This is a genomic window from Butyrivibrio sp. AE3006 (genome assembly GCF_000424165.1).
Classification (GTDB): Bacteria; Bacillota; Clostridia; order Lachnospirales; family Lachnospiraceae; genus Butyrivibrio.
In genome coordinates this window covers 203,900-223,554 of record NZ_AUJJ01000002.1, presented here as the reverse complement: position 1 = coordinate 223,554, position 19,655 = coordinate 203,900, and the positions used below count along the sequence as shown (strand labels likewise).

Genomic DNA, 19,655 nt, shown 5'->3' with positions numbered 1-19,655 from the left:
CTATTAATCAATTCTGAGGATAAGACCAAGAATATTCTTAGCAGCTTTTTCAAGTTCTTCTCTGGTAATGCCTCCCTTTTCAAGAGCAGAAAGGATTCTCTCGGGATAACCGCAGCCCATCTTCATATCGTTACCGGCTTTGCATTCCTTGTAGTTCTCACCATAGGTCCACCAGTCGGTTGTAACCATTCCGTCAAAGCCCCACTCTCCTCTGAGGATGCCTTCAAGCATGTCCTCATTTTCCGAAGCTCTTCTGCCGTTGATGATATTATAGGATGTCATGATACTCCAAGGCTGTGACTCTTTAACAACGATCTCGAAAGCCTTCAGATAGATTTCTCTGATTGCTCTCTCTGATGCACGTGAATCACTGTTCTTTCTGTTGGTCTCCTTATTATTAAGTGCAAAATGCTTGGCTGTAGCGCCAACTCTGTTGCTCTGAATACCTCTTATCATACCTGCAGCCATTTTACCTGTAAGATAGGGATCCTCAGAATAATACTCAAAGTTTCTTCCGCAAAGAGGTGAACGGTGAATATTCATAGCAGGAGTAAGCCATACACCGATATTATTCTCCTTAACCTCTTCTCCGCCTGCAATACCTACCTGCTCAGCTACATCAGGATCCCATGTACATGCAAGAAGTGTTGCGCAGGGGAAAGCTGTGGTCTTTACACCAACGTGTGGCTGAATTCTAAGACCGGCAGGGCCATCAGCTGTCATTACGTTAGGAATACCGAATTCTGAATTATTTCCATAGCCAAAGGTATTAGCTACAGCTACATTAGGCTGTCCGCCAACAAGCCATGCGATATCCTCATCTGAAAGTGCCTTAACAAAATCATCAAGACTGATCTTGCCATCTGCTACTTCCTCAAGCTGAGGCTTACCTGAAGGCTCAAAGCTGTGTCTGTACTCTGTAGGACGAACCTTGGGCATAGAATGAAGAGGTCCTTCAAGCTCCACATCCTTAAGGATATTATCATTGAATTTGGATGCATCACCCAGAGGCAGCTCTTCAAAGCTTCCATCTGAGAGCATTCTCTTCTTAAGATCTACAGGAGCCATTCTTTCTGTAAGCTGGCATACTACTTCATCTTTGTCCTGAACATAGTCAGTATCAGCCTTCTTAACATTTCTTACATCTGTTCCGACATAGAAGGTGTATTTACCCTTCTCAAGAATATAAGCAGATTTCTGCACCTTTCCAAGATCGTCGTAAGAAGCCATGTCTCCTACATTGAATTCTATTATCACGCGCTGTGACTGACCGGGAAGAAGCTCAGCTGTTTTCTTAAAGCCGATAAGTGTCTTCTCGGGTTTTCCGAGTTTACCCTGAGGAGCTCCGAAGTATACCTGCACTACTTCTTTTCCGGGATACTTGCCGATGTTTGTAACATTAGCTTTTACAGTAACCTTGCCATCTTCAACTGAGACTTTTATACGATTCAAATTGAAGTCTGTGTATGAAAGACCATATCCGAAGGGATAAATAACCTTCTTATCAGCATCCTTTATGGTCTCAAAGTAACGATATCCAACGTAGATATCCTCTTCGTATTCAACATAATCATCGGAATCGTGGAAATGCTCTGTTCCGGGATAGTCTGCAAGGTCTCTTGCAAAGGTATCTGAAAGCTTACCGCTGGGTGTTCCGATACCAAGAAGAAGCTCAGCTGTTGCAAGACCGCCTTCCATACCACCCTGCCATGCAATAAGAGCAGAATCAATCTTTTCATTTTCTTTTATCCAGGATACATCGAACATTCCGCCGATATTAAGAACGATGACAGTGTGAGGGAATGCAGCTGTTACCTTATCAACTAGCTCCTTCTCAGCCTTGGACAGATAGAAATCGCCTCTCTCAAAAAGCTTATCTGTCTCATCCACAAGCTCCTGTGCTACATCCTTGTGCTTTCTTCCATCGTCATTATCGGCCTTTCTATCCCAACCCTCACCCGAATATCTGCTGATTGAAATAACCGCAGTATCAGTAAATGCAAGGGCCTGTGTGAGAAGGTCCTGGGGAAGCTCAGGCTCTGCAATAAGTCCTGGCATCTTGCCTTCCTCATACAGATCTCTTACATACTTCTCATAGAACTTAACTGTACCGTCAAATACACTTACTTCTGATGAAAGCTTCTTAAAGCCTTCTGCCAGATTGGTTACATAAGGAACGGTAACATCACCTGATCCGCCGCCACCCTTTACATAATCAATAGAAGCTTTTCCGAAAAGAGCGATCTTCTGACCTCTCTTAAAGGGCAGAAATCCGCCTTCATTCTTAACAAGAACCATACCCTCTTTTGCTGCATTCTTGGAGATCTCAATGTGCTCCTTAGATGCCGTAACCCTTGTTCCATCCGCTCCAAGAGGGAGATTCGGATGATACTTAACTCTTTGCCATTTTGCCATTTGAATGTACCTCCATTACATTTAACCCAATTAATATATGAACATTATAAATGGTCTTTCCGGGATTCTATATCAATAATTCCCTAAAAATATAAAAATACACAGAAAAAAATCGGACATCACCTTTACGATAATGTCCGATTCATTATTTATTACTCACTTAACAGGCAATTTTAAAATTACTTGTTTGCGATAGCTGCCTGAGCTGCTGCAAGTCTAGCAACAGGTACACGGAAAGGTGAGCATGATACATAGTCGAGGCCAATCTTGTGGCAGAACTCAACTGATGAAGGATCTCCACCGTGCTCTCCGCAGATACCAACGTGAAGCTTAGGATTAACGGGCTTACCAAGCTTAAGTGACATATCCATAAGCTTACCAACACCTGTCTGATCAAGCTTAGCGAAAGGATCGTTCTCGAAGATCTTCTCATCATAGTAAGCGTTAAGGAACTTACCAGCGTCATCACGAGAGAATCCAAATGTCATCTGTGTAAGGTCGTTTGTACCGAAGCAGAAGAAGTCAGCCTCAGCAGCGATCTCGTCAGCTGTAAGAGCAGCTCTCGGGATCTCGATCATTGTACCAACCTCATACTCAAGCTTAGCACCAGCTGCAGCGATCTCAGCATCTGCTGTCTCACATACAACCTTCTTAACGAACTTAAGCTCTTTAACTTCACATACAAGAGGAATCATGATCTCAGGCTTAACGTTCCAATCAGCATGCTCCTTCTGAACCTCAAGAGCAGCACGGATAACAGCCTTAGTCTGCATCTTAGCAATTTCAGGATATGTAACTGCAAGACGGCATCCTCTGTGACCCATCATAGGGTTGAACTCGTGAAGAGAAGCGATGATAGCCTTGATCTCCTCTACGCTCTTACCCTGAGCATCTGCAAGCTTCTTAATGTCTTCCTCTGTTGTAGGAACGAACTCATGAAGCGGAGGATCAAGGAATCTGATTGTTACAGGGCAGCCCTCAAGTGCCTCATAAAGAGCCTTGAAGTCTTTCTGCTGATAAGGAAGAATCTTCTCAAGAGCTGCTTCTCTCTCCTCAGCTGTGTCAGAGCAGATCATCTCACGGAATGCAGCAATTCTGTCTTCCTCGAAGAACATGTGCTCTGTACGGCAAAGACCGATACCCTCAGCACCAAGCTCACGAGCCTTCTTAGCATCAGCGGGTGTATCAGCGTTTGTACGAACCTTAAGCTTTCTGAACTGATCAGCCCAATCCATGATACGTCCGAACTCGCCAGCGATCTGAGCATCTACAGTCTTGATAACGCCATCATAGATGTTACCAGTTGTACCGTCGATTGAGATGAAGTCTCCCTCGTGGAACTCTTTACCAGCAAGTGTGAACTTCTTGTTCTCCTCGTCCATGTTGATGTCGCCACATCCGGAAACGCAGCACTCACCCATACCACGAGCAACAACGGCAGCGTGTGATGTCATACCACCACGAACTGTAAGGATACCCTGAGCAGCCTTCATACCTGTGATATCCTCAGGTGATGTCTCAAGACGAACAAGGATAACCTTCTCACCTCTCTCAGCCCAAGCTACAGCGTCATCAGCTGTGAATACAACCTTACCGCAAGCAGCACCGGGTGATGCACCAAGGCCCTTACCCATAGGTGTTGCAGCCTTAAGAGCAGCTGCATCGAACTGAGGATGAAGAAGTGTATCAAGGTTACGAGGATCGATCATTGCTACAGCTTCTTCAGGAGTCTTGTGTCCCTCATCAACAAGGTCACAAGCAATCTTAAGAGCAGCAGGAGCTGTTCTCTTACCGTTACGGCACTGGAGCATATAGAGCTTCTTGTTCTCAACAGTGAACTCCATATCCTGCATGTCGTGATAGTGGTTCTCAAGTGTATCACAAACCTTGATGAACTCAGCGTATGCTTCAGGGAATTCCTTCTCCATCTGAGCGATCGGCATAGGTGTACGAACACCTGCAACTACGTCCTCACCCTGAGCGTTGATAAGGAACTCACCCATAAGCTTATTCTCACCTGTAGCAGGGTCACGTGTGAATGCAACACCTGTACCGGACTCATTGTTAAGGTTACCGAATACCATAGGCATTACGTTAACAGCTGTTCCCCAAGAATAAGGGATATCGTTGTCACGACGGTAAACATTTGCACGAGGGTTATCCCATGAACGGAATACAGCCTCGATAGCAAGCTTAAGCTGCTCTACAGGATCTGAAGGGAAATCAGAACCAAGCTGGTTCTTATACTCAGCTTTAAACTGCTCAGCAAGCTCCTTAAGATCAGCTGCTGTAAGATCTACGTCAAACTTAACACCCTTCTGCTCCTTCATCTTGTCGATGAGCTGCTCGAAGTACTTCTTACCTACTTCCATAACAACGTCTGAGAACATCTGGATGAAACGACGATATGAATCATATACGAAACGCTCGAATGCAGGATCAGGATTGCCCTTGATCATTGCAGCAACTACCTCGTCATTAAGACCAAGGTTAAGAATTGTATCCATCATACCAGGCATTGATGCACGAGCACCTGAACGAACAGATACGAGAAGAGGGTTCTGAAGATCGCCAAACTTCTTGCCGTTGATCTCCTCCATCTTCTTAACGCCTTCCATAGCCTGAGCCATAATCTCGTCGTTGATCTTACGACCATCTTCATAGTACTGTGTGCAAGCTTCTGTTGAAATTGTGAAGCCCTGAGGTACAGGAAGACCGATTGATGTCATCTCAGCAAGGTTTGCACCTTTACCACCGAGAAGGTTTCTCATGGTCATGTCGCCTTCGCTGAACATGTAAACGTATTTTTTCGCCATTTCACTACCTTTCTTACCGATATTCGATTCGGTAAATCCCTTTCCATTTATGTTACTATTTATAATTATCCATGCTCTGGCACAGTAATTATCCTTTTACACGCCTCCTGGTGAATCCTGCCGGGAAGGCCAAAAATTAAGCGGGAATAAATCCCTCAAATATGAAAATATCAAACTTCTCTCTGTTCCTGTCCAGCTCATCCTGACTCTTAATAGTCCACGCTGCAGCCGTATTCTTATAAAGGCTGTGACACAATGTCCTTGACAGATTACCTGCATGCTTGTGATTATAAGCCACAAAATCAGGTCTTGTGAGGAAATTGAAAATCAGGAATGCAAGCATAAAATAAAGCGGTGTATGCATTACCTGGTCTATCTCGTGGAAAAATTCCTCAGAGAGCTGTCCTCTTAATATCTCGCTGTGGTTTTTCTTAAGCCAGTAAACACCAAGCGGATTAAAGGATTCGATACAATAAACTCCATTGTATTTTTCCAAAAGATCGTAGGCCTTTTGACAAACTGATAAGTCAAATCTCTCAATCTTGAGCTCTACAATAAGCGGTACCCTTCCATCAACCAGTTTAAGGAAATCCTCAAACCTTGGAATCTTCTCATCGGAGTCCATAAGATGGAACTGCTGCAGTTCCTCATAGGTGTAGTCGATGACCTTGCCGGCTACTCCAAGAGAACCGTCCTCATTCCTTACAGCATCTGAAGGAATCTGTCCCTCTTCATATCTGGCAACTCTTGCCAGTGTGAAGTCGTGAAAAACTACCGGAACTCCGTCCTTAGTGAGCTGAACATCGAGCTCAATTCCGTACCCTCCATCAACAGCCTTCTTAAAAGCAGCCATTGAATTCTCGGGAGCTTCTGACTTATTGTCATGCAAGCCTCTATGGGCATATAAATTCTGTTTTAGCAGTTCATGGGATATCGGCTTTTTGCTCATCCCGGGCATAATTGCGAGAAAATATAGGATGATTAAAACCACAATGATTATTAGTAAAATCTTTAAAAACATTTTTCACACTTCCTGCTATTTGGTCTTACTTAGACGCCCATGATATTTTAATATCTTATGTCTTTTTTGACAAGAGCAAAATTCAAAATGTCAAGAGTTTTTAGTGCAATTTGCAAAAATTGTTTTTCTCTGCCCTATATAGTTTAGCATTATGCAACATATTTTTATTATTAACCCTTCATTAACTTTATTAAAAAGGTATTAACTCACCACGTAAAAATCCCCACCTGCTTTTATGTCAGCCGATGGGGAATAAAGTCATAAAATATCAGAGCTTTTTACCTGTAAGAAGCTCGTAAGCTTCCTCATATTTTGCAATTGTCTTATCAATTACGTCTGCAGGAAGATTGTAGTCGCTCTCAGGATTAGCCTTAAGCCAGTCACGAACAAACTGCTTATCGAAGGAAGGCTGTGACTTACCGGGCTCGTAACCCTCTACAGGCCAGAAACGGCTGCTGTCAGGTGTGAGCATCTCATCAGCAAGAACCACTTCACCCTCTTCATTAAGGCCAAACTCGAACTTGGTATCAGCGATGATGATACCCTTTGTAAGAGCATAGTCTGCGCACTTCTTGTAAAGAGCGATCGTGTAATCACGAAGCTTCTCTGCATACTCCTGACCGTGTCCCGGGAAGTCTCTCTCAAGGACTTCTACAGAGCGCTCGAAATCGATGTTCTCGTCATGATCGCCAATCTCTGCCTTGGTTGAAGGTGTATAGATGGGTTCAGGGAGCTTGTCACATTCCTTAAGTCCCTCTGGAAGCTTGATGCCGCATACAGTTCCGTTCTCCTTGTAACTGTTCCAGCCACTTCCTGTAATATAGCCACGTACGATGCACTCGATGGGGAGCATTGTAAGCTTCTTACAGAGCATACTGTTGCCGGTAAACTCCGGTTTTCTGAAAAATTCAGGCATGTCAGCAGTATCTGTGCTGATCATGTGATTACTGACGATATCCTTGGTGTAATCAAACCAAAACTTTGACATCTGAGTAAGGACTGTGCCCTTTTTCTCTACCTTGTTCTTGAGGATTACATCAAAAGCTGAGATTCTGTCGGTAGCAACCATAATAAGTGCATCCCCGACATCATAGATCTCTCTGACCTTACCCTCTTTTACCGGACTGTATTCCTGCATAATTCTCCTCCTTCAGTGCTTTGCGCAATGTTTAAACTAGTTTTCCTGCCGGGCAGGACTCCTTCCAAAGTTCATGGAAGGATATATGATAAGTTGATCTATGGATCAATCATCATTATCTTCTTCTTCGTTAGTACTGTATACTGTACGCTTTCTTGCCATTGCATCACTTTCAAGATACTCATCATAAGTAGAGCGCTTATCGATAAGTGAGCCGTCAGGCAGGATCTCCATTATTCTGTTTGCTGTTGTCTGTACGACCTGGTGGTCACGGCAGGCGAAAAGCTCAACTCCGGGGAACTTGATCATACCCTGGTTAAGAGCTGTGATTGATTCCATATCAAGGTGGTTGGTAGGCTCATCGAAAATAAGGCAGTTTGCACCGCTGATCATCATCTTACTGAGCATGCAGCGAACCTTCTCTCCTCCTGATAATACCTTAACCTTCTTAACACCGTCTTCACCTGCGAAAAGCATACGTCCGAGGAATCCACGGACATAGGTTACATCCTTAACCTCGGAATAGCCTGTAAGCCACTCGGTGATAGTGTAGTCGTTATCAAATTCGTGTGAGTTGTCCTTGGGGAAGTAAGCCTGTGATGTTGTTACGCCCCACTTATAGGTTCCTTCATCGGGTTCCATCTCACCTGTGAGAATCTGGAAAAGTGTGGTCTTTGCAAGCTCGTTACCACCCACAAAGGCAATCTTATCATCATGCTGAACAACGAATGAAATGTTATCCAGAACCTTTTCACCATTAATAGTCTTGCTGATGCCGTCTACTGTAAGAACCTCGTTACCGATCTCTCTTTCAGGTCTGAAATCGATGTAAGGATATTTTCTTGAAGAAGGCTTAATGGTATCAAGCTCGATCTTCTCAAGAGCCTTCTTACGGGATGTTGCCTGCTTACTCTTACTTGCGTTAGCAGAGAATCTTGCAATGAATTCCTTCAGCTCTTTGATCTGCTCTTCCTTCTTTTTATTAGCTTCCTTCATCTGACGTATCATCAGCTGTGAAGACTCGTACCAGAAGTCATAGTTACCTGCATAAAGCTGAATCTTGCTGTAATCGATATCAGCGATATGTGTACATACTTTATTAAGGAAATAACGGTCATGGGATACAACGATGACTGTGTTCTCAAAGTTGATAAGGAACTCCTCAAGCCATGCGATAGCATCCATATCCAGGTGGTTGGTAGGCTCGTCAAGAAGCAGGATGTCCGGATTACCGAAAAGCGCTCTTGCAAGAAGCACCTTGACCTTCTGATTACCGTCAAGCTCGCTCATAAGCTTGTAATGATACTCTGTATCAATTCCAAGTCCGTTAAGAAGGCTCTCTGCATCAGACTCAGCTTCCCATCCGTTCATCTCAGCGAATTCAGCCTCAAGCTCACTGGCTCTTATTCCGTCTTCATCAGTGAAATCTTCTTTTGCATAGATAGCATCCTTCTCCTTCATGATCTCGTAGAGACGGGCGTTACCCATGATTACTGTATCAAGAACAGTGAATTCATCATATTTAAAGTGATCCTGCTCAAGGAAAGAAAGTCTCTGACCTGGAGTTATTACTACATCTCCGTTTGTGGTCTCAAGCTTACCTGATAATATCTTAAGGAAAGTAGATTTTCCTGCGCCGTTGGCACCGATGATACCGTAGCAGTTGCCCTCTGTGAATTTAATATTTACATCCTCAAACAGAGCCTTTTTGCCGACTCTTAATGTGACATTGTTTGCACTGATCATATTGAAAAACTACCTCCGATCGTGTTTCTACTAATAATAATGTAATCAACTTACGTATTATATTTGATGTATAAAAAAAAAGCAATGTAAATAAAACTTTTACCGTGGGATTTCTTAAGCAGATGCATATATACATTTGTAAAGGAAATTTTTTGAAGGAGGATATAAAAATGCCGGATAAACTTGAAGGGGTTGATGCAACCTTCGCGGATGATAGAGATTATAATGACGTAAAAATCAAGAACACTCCCTATAGCTCTAAAATGAGCGTTATTCATATTGAATCCATCTATGACGACGATATTATCAAAAGAAACAAGGAAGAAGTCACCAAAAACTTTGATGGCCTTCTGAAAGCCTTCGGAAACGGAGCAGAAGCTACCGAAGAAGACAAAAACGTTATTAATTTCTTCAATGACGGAACAGTCAGCGGTGCCAGGCTGGCATATGTTATTGGAGAAAAGCTTACTCCCTACGGTCTTGGTTCAGAAGTTCCAACAGTTCAGGAAATGCTTGAAGTTGGTAACAACATCATGATTAAGGGCGATGATGGAAAGCATACAACCTTTACCGAAAAGTATTTTTTGAACAATAAAAACGTGCAGGAGCTTGCTGAAAAAGAGTTTGCCAATGATCAAGCCAAAGGCTACGGCAGCGCCATGGCTGCATTCCTTTACGCATACCTTGCAGAATATAACAACAAAGACCTGAAGAATTTTGATAATACCTTCAATTCAAAGGTCGATAAAGTACCTGCATATTTTGCAGACAAAAAAGGCAATATTCATGCAATCGTTGATAAGGAATCACACCTTGAGTACAACAAGGAAATTGATAAACAGATAAATCAGAACAAAGAAGCTGTAGATAAATACAAGGCAGAGAAAAAGATTCTCGATGATATTACAAAGGAGAAGGAAACTGCCACTGCTGAACAGATGGAAGCACTGGATGAGCATTCGAAGGCATACGATGCTCACGAAAACGCAAAAAAGGATTTTAATAAATATCCCCAGGAAATCACCATGCCCCGTAAGCCCGTTGAAAAAAGCAGATGGAGAAGGTTTTTCCACGCAATAGGTCTTGCTCCTCACAGCAAAGATTATATCAATCGCATGAATGATTATAATACAAAGCTTGAGACCTATAATCAGTATCAGATTGATAAGGAAGCGCTTGCAGAGAAGGCAAATACCCTGAAAATGGCAGAGAACAAACTTAATTCCGCCATAGAAAAGGTAGCCGGCATCGAAATGAGTATCGATGATCATAATAGAAAGATTAAAGAAATTGAAAAATCAATCGGAAATCCTGAACGCGATGATATAAAAAGTTTCGTAGACAATGAGAAAGCCAACTATGCCGGTATGGCAGCTAATTTAATAGATTTTCCCAAGCAATACTTCCGTGAGAGAAACGCCCATAAGGCAACAGATATTGTAAATACTGCCTGGAAGGACAAAGAAGCCCTTGGTACAATTGAGAGCAGTAATCTCATTGATTTTAAGGAGGGCGGTCTTAATTTAATGATGAAAAGCTTTAATGAACGTAAGACTGCCAAAGTTTTTCTGCGTAGTGAAATTATGGCCGCAAACGCCACTGATATATTTGATAAACACAAGAAAGAAATTGAAAAGCTCAATGTGGATGATAAACAAAAGAAAAAAATCATGAATGTTAAGCTTGATCAGGAATACCAGCTTCAGACCATGAAAGCCGCAAAGCTTTTCGAGCGAACATTTTCTCTAAAACCGACACCTGTAAATGTTCAGGCAGTTATGGATGCAATGGGATTCCAAAATCAGGTCGAGTTCAGACTTAAGAATGTAGATAAAGCGAAGCTTGATGACACAAACAAGCTTCCCACTGTCAATGCAAAGAACGTTGATGATATGACTCTTGCTCTTATGGCAGGAATAAAGACCGCTATCAAAGACGGTATGCTCAAGGCCAAGACTGGAGAAATGGAATATTCATATCCACTTGCAAACCATAAAGTAAATAAAGCACCCGTCAAGGAGACCAACATCGTTACATTAAATAAAAAAATTAACGGTGAAAAGGAAGCTTCTTCCAAGGGCAAACACTCTGATGTTATCAAGGCTCTCCCTGCAGGTGAAAAAGTCATCGAAGGAAAACAGAATATGATGTAAAAAATATAATAATTTGTATTATCAAACAGGGGCAAAATTCACTTTTTGCCCCTGAAATCGTTTATAATAAAGATTGGGAGGAGAAATAATATGAAGCTTAATTACAAAAGAACTATCCTGATCGGTCTGGCATTTATGTCTATCTGCTCTTTTTGGCAGTTCTACGACAACGAAATCCCAAAGATACTAACTTACCACTTCGGACTGGGCGAGACCTGGACCGGCGTGATCATGGCACTTGATAATGTACTTGCACTATTCATGCTGCCTTTGTTCGGTACTCTCTCTGACAGAGCAAATACCAGAATCGGTAAAAGAATGCCTTTTATTCTGGCAGGTACAGGAGCATCGGCTGTTTTGCTGTTCCTACTAATCTATGTAGCTCACATATCAGATAATCTGGCACTTTTCATAGTGATCCTGCTATTCCTTCTTCTGTCCATGGGAACCTACAGATCTCCTGCTGTTGCTCTGATGCCGGAGCTGACACCTGCGGTACACAGAAGTAAGGCCAACGCCATCATCAACCTGATGGGAACTCTCGGCGCAGTATACACCCTTGTTATGATCAAGGTCCTGCTTAAATCCGCAGCAAATGAAGCGGATACCAACTATATACCGCTCATGTTGTCGCTTGTTATTTTTATGGTTGTAACTGTTGCTCTTTTGTTCATTACGATTCCTGAAAACAAACTTATAACCAAGGTCAGAGAAAATGTGCCCGATTTTGACGGCGAAGGAGGTTCCATCAGTAAAGAGCTGGCAGAATCCAACCCTGATATCTCCGATGGATCAGTAAAAGAAGTTCTTCCAAAGGATGTAAAAAGAAGTATGTCCTTCCTTCTTTTATCCGTATTTTTATGGTTCACCGCATATAACGCCGTTACCACGGCATTCTCAAGATATGTTACAGAGGTCTGGGATCTGCACAACGGAGCCTATGCCGACTGTCTGATGATAGCGACAATCTCAGCAGTTTTTGCCTATCTTCCAATCGGTATTCTCTCTGCAAAGATAGGCAGAAAACTCACAATACTTCTGGGTGTAACCCTTATGACTCTCTGCTACCTGGCAGCTGCACTTATGCCAAGCTACAACTCAGTACTAAATTTCTACTTTGCACTGATCGGAATTGGCTGGGCGGCCATCAACGTCAACTCCTATCCCATGGTTGTTGAGATGGGGCAAAGCTCTGTTATTGGAAAATACACTGGTCTTTACTATACGTTTTCAATGGCAGCTCAGGTATTTACACCGATATTTTCAGGCTTTTTACTTGAGCATGTATCCTACAGAACGCTGTTTCCTTACGCAGTTGTATTTTCCTGCCTTGCATTCATCACCATGATAATGGTAAGACATGGCGATACCAAGCCTCCAAAGAAAAAGCACATTCTTGAAAACTTCGATGTAGATGATTAATATAACACGCCCGCAGGAAGATGTGTTTTCCTGCGGGCTTATTTTTTACACTGTATCAGAATTTCATTCTAATTCTATTTAACTCTTTCTTTTATAGTCCTTTATTTTCTCTAAGTAATCATATTGTATGCAAAGGCGGCCGGTTCCTGTTCCAAGGTCTATGTGCGGTTTGTTGGATCCATGAAAATCCGATCCTCCGCTTATAAGAAGGTCATACTTCGTGGCAAGAGCCCTCATATCACGCTCATCCTGCGGAGTATATGTGGCATACAGCGCTTCTATTCCAACGACTCCTGCTTCTTTCATCTCACCTACAAGCTCATCCATGGCATCTTTTCCAAGTCCGTACAGAACGGGATGAGCCAGAATCGGTACTCCTTTTGCCTTAAGTATCTGCTCTATGGCCATCTGCGGTGTTATTTTTTCTCTTGGCACATAGCAGGGACATCTGTCACCTATGAATCTGTCAAAAGCTTCGCTTATGCTCTTCACATAACCCTTTGCCAAAAGAAGCCTTCCAAAATGAGCTCTCGTAATAACCGCCCCGGGATTGGCTTCCACCAGTTCCTCGTAGGTAACAGGCATTCCCGCATCTGTGAGCTTTTCACATATTTTCCTGTTTCTGCGGGTTCTCGAATCTATGAATTCCTGAAGTCCTGCTCTGTATTCCTCATCCTTGTAATCAATATAAAGACCCACGATGTGGACATCCTTACCGTTTCGCACTGTTGAATACTCGATGCCGGGAACCAATTCAAAATCAGGATAATTCTCTTCGCTATGCCTTATTGCCTCTTCAAGTCCGTCTACGGTGTCGTGATCGGTAAGGGCAATAGCAGACAACCCCTTTTGTACAGCAAGGTCTACCAGCTCAGATGGCGAAAACGTCCCATCTGATGCAGTTGAATGTGTGTGAAGATCTACTTTTTTCATACTTCCCCCGTTAAATCGACAAAAGCCTTTGACCAGGAATCCTTAGCCCTCTCTCATGGCCTTCATCTCTTTTTTATTTTCATACATAAGCCCGTCTGCCCGCTTGAACACATCATCAACACTGTGATCTATCTCTGCGTCAAACTCGGCCACACCTATTGCGGCAGAAATCTTTTCCCAAGGCTCTAATGAGTCGTCCTTTGCAAACTCCTCAAGTTTTCCCTTAAACTCCGCAATCAGATTTTCTCTTATATTATAATCGTCTCCCCATAAAACGACCACAAATTCATCTCCGCCCACTCTGAAAACAGGTGAATGGCAGAATATCTTACATACAATATCGCACAGCTTGATGATAGCGGCATTTCCTTTGTCATGACCATAGGTATCGTTGATTTTCTTAAGAAAATTCAGATCTATCATGCCTATTCCGAATTTTACTTCAAGATTCCTTAGAATCTCCCGCTCCAGCCTGATTATCTCTTTATCATACGCTGTTTTATTTCTGATTCCTGTGAGAGCATCCTTGTGCGCAAGCTCTGTCATCTCTGCAGCATGCTCTTTTGTGAAGAAAAGCTCTCTGGAGGTCTTGGTAAGATTCTCCATGTAGTCATCAAGCTCTTTTATCATGGCAGCGGTTCTTCTTGCCAGAAAAGCAATCTCGTGCTTACCGTCACTTAACTCCTCGAATTTTTCAGCAACGGAAACCTCTTTATTCTCGGCATACTCATCCATATACTTCTGCATTTTATTGATTTTAAGGATATATTGATAGTTTATGAACCACAGCATGGAAAACATGCAGGTAACGAGAATTATAGCCATAAGCACGACTTCAAGCATTGTGCTTTCTACGATTCCCTTGTTCATTGAATTAACGGTTATGTCCGCACAGACAATTCCCTTTAGCTCGCCGTCAACTATATGCGGTGTGTAGTATCCATAGGTCTTTCCGTACTCATTATCGTAGGAGTCATAGCCATTAGGGCTCATGCGGGTACGATAGGTCTCCCAAAGCTTGGGATACTCGTTTTCTGGCACCTCCACATCAAAATCAAATTCCATTATGCTCTTGCCATCTACTATCTTTTCAGTGCGAAGGCCATCAAATAAATAGTACATCTGGGGCGGCGCATCTGTCGGTACAAGGTAATATACATACTCGGTGCCGAATATCTCGTTGAATTTCTCGAATGTATTAAGCCATTGCTCGTATTTATATGTAGTGAAGGCTATCTTGGCCTCATCTGACATATCCCCGAATTTTATTGTTTTCCCAAATATTTCTCCCGGATACTGGCTGGAGAATATATTTTCCCACTCGTCCCTTGCAGGAATATAATTACCATCATAATCATAAGGAATAATTATTTTCTCATGGTTAGCAAGGAAGTATTCCTGCATCAGTCCGAATTCATCTGCATCCCTGTCGATCAATCCTGCAAGACACTGAGTGACTTCCTTTATACGCTGCTCCTGCTGCAATCTGTATGTGTTGTTCTGAATGGAATATGTGGCAGCAGCACTGATCACAATAGTAATTATGATGAACAGCAGGAATATAATTAAGAATCTTATAAAAAGACCACTTTTTTTCTTCATAAGCGGAGTCTCCCATAATGGTACATTAACATGATTACATTATATTCTCTAAAAATAGTATCAAAATAAACGAAGTCTTATAAAAAAATAAAATTTTACACAGCGTACATGTCGTTATATAATGCAAAAAGTGTTTTTGATTTATTTACGGAGATATTATGAGTAAGATTTTTTTCACTGATTTAGACGGAACCTTATTAACAAAGGAAAAGACAGTATCCCCTGCGACAATGGATGCCCTTATTCGCTTCACCTCTGCCGGGAACCATTTTGCCATCAATACAGGCCGTGCCATAGACAGTGCCAAGGCAGTGCAAAGAGAGAACAACCTCTTTTTCCCCGGAAGCTATCTGATTGGTTTTAACGGCGCCGAGATCTACGACTGTGATGCAGGAAAGGATGTTTTCAGATCAGGCATTCCCTACGAGCTCGTATCCCAGATCTTCGCCCTGGCAAAAGAGCATGGCATGCACGTACACACCTACAATGACGATACCATCATCACTCCCGCTGAGGATGAAGAGCTGTCCTACTACAGAAGGGTCATCAAGACACCTTACAAGGTTACAAATGACATTTGCTCTGACCTTACAGCAGAGCCCTGCAAGATAATCGGCATAGAACTTCACGATAAGGCTAAGTGCGATCGTTTTAAGGCTGCCGTTGAAGATCTTGGAGGTGACAGACTCACTCTCCTTTATTCAAATCCCTACTATCTGGAGATTTTTAATTCCGAGGCAGGAAAAGGAAGCGCAGTAACAAGATTGGCAGATCACCTTGGAATCTCAATCGCTGACACAATCGCAGCCGGCGATGAAGAAAACGACATCTCCATGATACAAGCTGCAGGCCTTGGCGTTGCCATGCAAAATGCCATCGACGCAGTAAAAAAATCCGCCGATATCATCACCGAAACCGATAATGATAACGACGGACTTGCACCTATTTTAATTGGGGCGTTGTAAGACACGCGAAATGCTATCTCTCTAAAATCGAATAGCCAGGTGTTACTAACTTTATTCTTGTAAAAAAGCAGTAGATCATATCAATCTGATCTACTGCTTTATATTGCAAATTTTCATTATTTGATTTTGCTTGTCAGTTCGGCTTATACATCATGTTATGTTGTTCCTGATAATTCTTAATAAAGGCAACGTTACTTTCTTCTATCCCCTGTAATGTCCCATCAAAATAAGGATCAGGTTCATACCAAGACAAACCACAAAAATAATTATTTAATTCACTGGATTTAAAAACATAGCCGTGTCTGGCATATATTTCATTTCTCGCATATGTTAATTCTTTAGCAGAAAGCCACGACAAATCTGATTCTGTCAGATATTCATCACTACTATACCACAAAATATATTCTGAATAGCCACTTCTTGCTGCAAGATTTTCTTCATAATTCGAAGCCGCAGCGTCAAAATCAAGTGGTTCTCCAGTTATACTATCTGTCCATTCTCCAGTATTTTTATTATAGTCATAAAATCCTAAAGTTGTAGAAGTTGTTGTCGCATATGGATCATAAAGCCATATGGTTACGGAATCATTATCCTCATGATCAATCGCAGCCGCAACATTATTAGTACCATAATAATTTGAATAATAAATCATAATTGTATCTTGCAGTTCATCATAATCAACGTCACTAGAATAATTCATGGATTGCGTAGCCACTTGCTCAGAAGGAGCTTCATTCACCAATTCTTCTGTATATGTTGATTCAGGTACTGAATTTTCTTTTGCTTCTGTATCGGATGTTTCTGTTTTATGCGTAGACTGATATTCGTCAAATGCTTTTTCAATCAGCGCATACATAATTAGACTTGATTGAGGAACTTCATTAAATGAAAGATATGTTGCCTCAAAAGTATCATCATCTTTACTTAAAGTAAACTGAAGTAATGCTTTCACTTCAACATTCGAATAAGTACAATATCCAGTAAATTCTACTATATCAACATTATCCTCAGTATAATCCGGCTTTCCATCTTCATCATCATCTGGACCATCTTTTGTTCCCACAAAATATTTCCACGTTGGTGCGCCAAAGAAATTCTCAAAGGCCTGCTCATAAGTAATGTCCGGATGTGAATAAGGATGTCCTTTTTTTACCCCCAGCACATGCTCATCGATTGCCTGTGATACATTGACAATTTGATCTGTCACATCAGAAGCACTACACCCTGATACAATAAACATTGAAATAATAATCATTATCGAAAAAAATTTATTCATATAATGACTCCATCGTAAAATTCACATATATAATGACCACTAAATCTGCACTCTGTTGTCTTGGGATTAATTGTGTCTCAACAGTAGGCATACATTCTCAGTAATTCTTTTGCCACCATTCAAAATCTATATGCCTTAATTGCTCGATTCTTCGTTCGCGTCTTACCAAAAGCAAGAATAACGCAGACATCATCAGCCAATATATAAACTTAATTGCCTTGCGCATTACACAATCCTTACATGATGTTTCAATTGGAAGTTCTCATCATTTGAGCAAAGATAAATTATACCTTCTACCAAGCCAAGAAGAGCAGGTATACCAGTCCAGCAAAAAACAAGATACAGTATTCCCATACCGATTTTGCCAAGATAGAACTTATGAATTCCGATTCCACCAAAGAAAATAGCTAATAATCCAGCAGCAATTTTACTCTTGATAGGCCATGATGGGTTAATCCCCGATACATATACCTGTTGCGGAGCAGCCTGCTGAATAATCACTTGAGGTTGAACTGTGCTAGTTTGCGGCTGCATTTGCACAACCTGAGATGGTTGTTGTGTGGCGAGTTTTTCACCACAAAATCTGCATTCAATAGCCCCAGGATCAAGCGGAGCACCACACTGCGGACATACATTCTCTGACATCTTTTTACCCTCCTTGTTTTTATCTCTTTCCCATCACATACATGGGTAATGAAACTAAACAATAAACAAACAGTATTCCTAAATTTGTCAAGACAAACACTTCTTGGCTTAATGTACTAATTAGTGCCATATTTACAGCATTCAAACAAATTACATAAAAAACTGTGACTACTACCAAAGGGACAAAATAACCAATTTTTAGCGGTCTCCACATTGTGTTCCCTAAAATGTAAAATGCAAGTAATCCAATTCCTATACACTCAAATATAAGCGCTATTGGATAATTTTCTAATGTCTTAATATGAAGAACAAAGAATAGCGTGTACATCACAATAAGCGAATAGAATGCAACCATGAAAAGTGATATCGAAAAAGTTAACCATTTCTTTCCCAATTACTCCACCTTCTTTCCACATTCAGGGCAGAACTTTGTCCCAGGTGCCAGTTTATTACCACATTCACAAGTGATCTCTGCATTTTTGAATCCACATTCAGGACAAAACTTTGACTTAATTGGTATAGAACTTCCACATGATACACATATTTTCATTTCTTCCTTGTGAATCGGATTTCCAACAGTTTGCCCCATAGAAGCGCCCATATTCATAGCTGCTCCTAACCCAATTCCTCCCGCAGCAAAAGCACCCGCCACACCATTTTTATTATTTGCAGCCCCTTCATAAACGTCGAATGATCTCTTAGTTGCATATCTACCATCACCCATAAGCTCAAAAGCTGCCTTATCCTCAAGAATTGAATTGATTTTATCAAAATCTTCATCAGGGAAATTAATTGACTGAATAAAGAAATTGGCTACAGAAAAACCATATCTCTCAAATTCAGGGGTCACCTGTTCCCTAACTCTACCTGACAACTCTTCTAATTTTGCTGAAATCTCAAGCGCTGAAATGCCATTTGTAATAATCGCATCTGCAATTGCAGACTTAACTTTAATAACAAGAATTCCTCTATAGTACTCTTTTATTTTGTCAAACTTTACGATGTCAGCTTTCTGCATTCCTCCTATCACTTCCCTGAATAATACAGAAACATCCAATACTCTTAGTCCCATTTGGCCAAAAGCTCTAACGCGCAGTTTTACAAAATACTTGGGATCCACAAGTTGTATAGGATCAATTGTCCCCCAATTGATATCCAATCTTACCGTTGTATTAACAAAATATACTTCAGCACTGAAAGGAGTCCTTCCACCAAATGGAAGGTTTACTAAGGACTTTAATATAGGTAGATTTTCTGTGGTTAACGTATGTGTCCCAGGATAAAAAATATCTGCTATTGAACCACCTTTTACAAAGATTGCAACTTGTCCTTCTTGTACAATTAATTGTGTCCCTAAAACAAGTTGTTCAGAAGGATATTTATATATAAGCCAATCCCGGCTTCTTAATCCATCAAACCTTACTACATCAATAATAGCCATAGGATCATCTCCTTCCATAAATATGATCTTTGCCCAATTTTGTATGATTATCCTTTGTAATTATAAATATACCATACAGCGA

14 protein-coding genes are annotated in these 19,655 nt (G+C 41.5%); 3 read left to right on the top strand and 11 right to left on the bottom strand.

The genetic code is table 11. From position 1 onward, the window contains the following. Nucleotides 1-3 precede the first annotated feature (3 nt). The 5 genes from G603_RS0102725 to G603_RS0102705 form a co-directional block, all read right to left on the bottom strand. The gene (locus G603_RS0102725) at nucleotides 4-2,415 is read right to left on the bottom strand and encodes a glycoside hydrolase family 3 protein (protein WP_026669238.1); all 2,412 of its coding nucleotides are present in this window, start codon (nucleotides 2,413-2,415) and stop codon (nucleotides 4-6) included. A gap of 179 nt (nucleotides 2,416-2,594) precedes the next feature. After that, entirely contained in the window at nucleotides 2,595-5,231 is a 2,637-nt protein-coding gene (ppdK, locus tag G603_RS0102720; RefSeq protein WP_026494328.1) for a pyruvate, phosphate dikinase, read from the bottom strand. A gap of 136 nt (nucleotides 5,232-5,367) precedes the next feature. Next, nucleotides 5,368-6,252: a glycerophosphodiester phosphodiesterase family protein gene (locus tag G603_RS0102715; RefSeq protein WP_026669237.1), complete on the bottom strand. Its 885-nt coding sequence runs from the start codon at nucleotides 6,250-6,252 to the stop codon at nucleotides 5,368-5,370. Between the two features lie 268 nt (nucleotides 6,253-6,520). Further along, nucleotides 6,521-7,390 (bottom strand): phosphoribosylaminoimidazolesuccinocarboxamide synthase, encoded by an 870-nt coding sequence (locus G603_RS0102710; RefSeq protein ID WP_026524016.1) that lies wholly within the window; start codon nucleotides 7,388-7,390, stop codon nucleotides 6,521-6,523. A gap of 105 nt (nucleotides 7,391-7,495) precedes the next feature. After that, the gene (locus G603_RS0102705) at nucleotides 7,496-9,136 is read right to left on the bottom strand and encodes an ABC-F family ATP-binding cassette domain-containing protein (protein ID WP_026669236.1); all 1,641 of its coding nucleotides are present in this window, start codon (nucleotides 9,134-9,136) and stop codon (nucleotides 7,496-7,498) included. Nucleotides 9,137-9,306: 170 nt separating this feature from the next. On the opposite strand from G603_RS0102705, the gene G603_RS0102700 reads away from it, so the two are divergent. Then, nucleotides 9,307-11,289: a hypothetical protein gene (locus G603_RS0102700; protein WP_026669235.1), complete on the top strand. Its 1,983-nt coding sequence runs from the start codon at nucleotides 9,307-9,309 to the stop codon at nucleotides 11,287-11,289. A gap of 90 nt (nucleotides 11,290-11,379) precedes the next feature. After that, nucleotides 11,380-12,711 carry an MFS transporter gene (locus tag G603_RS0102695; protein WP_026669234.1) on the top strand — a complete coding sequence of 444 codons (1,332 nt, stop codon included), beginning with the start codon at nucleotides 11,380-11,382 and terminating at the stop codon, nucleotides 12,709-12,711. Nucleotides 12,712-12,789: 78 nt separating this feature from the next. Here the strand turns inward: G603_RS0102695 and G603_RS0102690 are convergent, their stop codons facing one another. Continuing rightward, the gene (locus G603_RS0102690) at nucleotides 12,790-13,644 is read right to left on the bottom strand and encodes a PHP domain-containing protein (RefSeq protein WP_026669233.1); all 855 of its coding nucleotides are present in this window, start codon (nucleotides 13,642-13,644) and stop codon (nucleotides 12,790-12,792) included. 42 nt (nucleotides 13,645-13,686) lie between these two features. Then, nucleotides 13,687-15,246 (bottom strand): GGDEF domain-containing protein, encoded by a 1,560-nt coding sequence (locus tag G603_RS0102685; protein ID WP_026669232.1) that lies wholly within the window; start codon nucleotides 15,244-15,246, stop codon nucleotides 13,687-13,689. 158 nt (nucleotides 15,247-15,404) lie between these two features. On the opposite strand from G603_RS0102685, the gene G603_RS0102680 reads away from it, so the two are divergent. Beyond that, nucleotides 15,405-16,211 carry a Cof-type HAD-IIB family hydrolase gene (locus tag G603_RS0102680; RefSeq protein ID WP_026669231.1) on the top strand — a complete coding sequence of 269 codons (807 nt, stop codon included), beginning with the start codon at nucleotides 15,405-15,407 and terminating at the stop codon, nucleotides 16,209-16,211. A 133-nt stretch (nucleotides 16,212-16,344) separates the two neighbouring features. Here G603_RS0102680 and G603_RS22740 read toward each other — a convergent pair whose 3' ends face one another. The 4 genes from G603_RS22740 to G603_RS0102660 all read right to left on the bottom strand — a co-directional run bounded on the left by G603_RS22740 (nucleotide 16,345) and on the right by G603_RS0102660 (nucleotide 19,573). After that, nucleotides 16,345-17,487 carry a YARHG domain-containing protein gene (locus tag G603_RS22740; RefSeq protein WP_026669230.1) on the bottom strand — a complete coding sequence of 381 codons (1,143 nt, stop codon included), beginning with the start codon at nucleotides 17,485-17,487 and terminating at the stop codon, nucleotides 16,345-16,347. Between the two features lie 225 nt (nucleotides 17,488-17,712). After that, nucleotides 17,713-18,132 (bottom strand): TM2 domain-containing protein, encoded by a 420-nt coding sequence (locus G603_RS0102670; protein ID WP_026669229.1) that lies wholly within the window; start codon nucleotides 18,130-18,132, stop codon nucleotides 17,713-17,715. A gap of 19 nt (nucleotides 18,133-18,151) precedes the next feature. Beyond that, on the bottom strand, nucleotides 18,152-18,526 hold the full coding sequence (locus tag G603_RS0102665) for a hypothetical protein (RefSeq protein ID WP_026669228.1): 375 nt from the start codon (nucleotides 18,524-18,526) through the stop codon (nucleotides 18,152-18,154). Then, nucleotides 18,527-19,573, bottom strand: a complete 1,047-nt coding sequence (locus G603_RS0102660; RefSeq protein WP_026669227.1) for an SPFH domain-containing protein — start codon at nucleotides 19,571-19,573, stop codon at nucleotides 18,527-18,529. It abuts the gene before it with no gap. Nucleotides 19,574-19,655: the final 82 nt, after the last annotated feature.

What these genes read in the sequence shown, in the direction of transcription:
- G603_RS0102685 (WP_026669232.1), bottom strand. Translation starts at nt 15,246, where the DNA reads ATGAAGAAAAAAAGTGGTCTTTTTATAAGATTCTTAATTATATTCCTG.
- G603_RS0102700 (WP_026669235.1), top strand. Translation starts at nt 9,307, where the DNA reads ATGCCGGATAAACTTGAAGGGGTTGATGCAACCTTCGCGGATGATAGA.
- G603_RS0102670 (WP_026669229.1), bottom strand. Translation starts at nt 18,132, where the DNA reads ATGTCAGAGAATGTATGTCCGCAGTGTGGTGCTCCGCTTGATCCTGGG.
- G603_RS0102660 (WP_026669227.1), bottom strand. Translation starts at nt 19,573, where the DNA reads ATGGCTATTATTGATGTAGTAAGGTTTGATGGATTAAGAAGCCGGGAT.
- G603_RS0102715 (WP_026669237.1), bottom strand. Translation starts at nt 6,252, where the DNA reads ATGTTTTTAAAGATTTTACTAATAATCATTGTGGTTTTAATCATCCTA.
- G603_RS22740 (WP_026669230.1), bottom strand. Translation starts at nt 17,487, where the DNA reads ATGAATAAATTTTTTTCGATAATGATTATTATTTCAATGTTTATTGTA.
- G603_RS0102705 (WP_026669236.1), bottom strand. Translation starts at nt 9,136, where the DNA reads ATGATCAGTGCAAACAATGTCACATTAAGAGTCGGCAAAAAGGCTCTG.
- G603_RS0102680 (WP_026669231.1), top strand. Translation starts at nt 15,405, where the DNA reads ATGAGTAAGATTTTTTTCACTGATTTAGACGGAACCTTATTAACAAAG.
- G603_RS0102710 (WP_026524016.1), bottom strand. Translation starts at nt 7,390, where the DNA reads ATGCAGGAATACAGTCCGGTAAAAGAGGGTAAGGTCAGAGAGATCTAT.
- ppdK (WP_026494328.1), bottom strand. Translation starts at nt 5,231, where the DNA reads ATGGCGAAAAAATACGTTTACATGTTCAGCGAAGGCGACATGACCATG.
- G603_RS0102695 (WP_026669234.1), top strand. Translation starts at nt 11,380, where the DNA reads ATGAAGCTTAATTACAAAAGAACTATCCTGATCGGTCTGGCATTTATG.
- G603_RS0102690 (WP_026669233.1), bottom strand. Translation starts at nt 13,644, where the DNA reads ATGAAAAAAGTAGATCTTCACACACATTCAACTGCATCAGATGGGACG.
- G603_RS0102725 (WP_026669238.1), bottom strand. Translation starts at nt 2,415, where the DNA reads ATGGCAAAATGGCAAAGAGTTAAGTATCATCCGAATCTCCCTCTTGGA.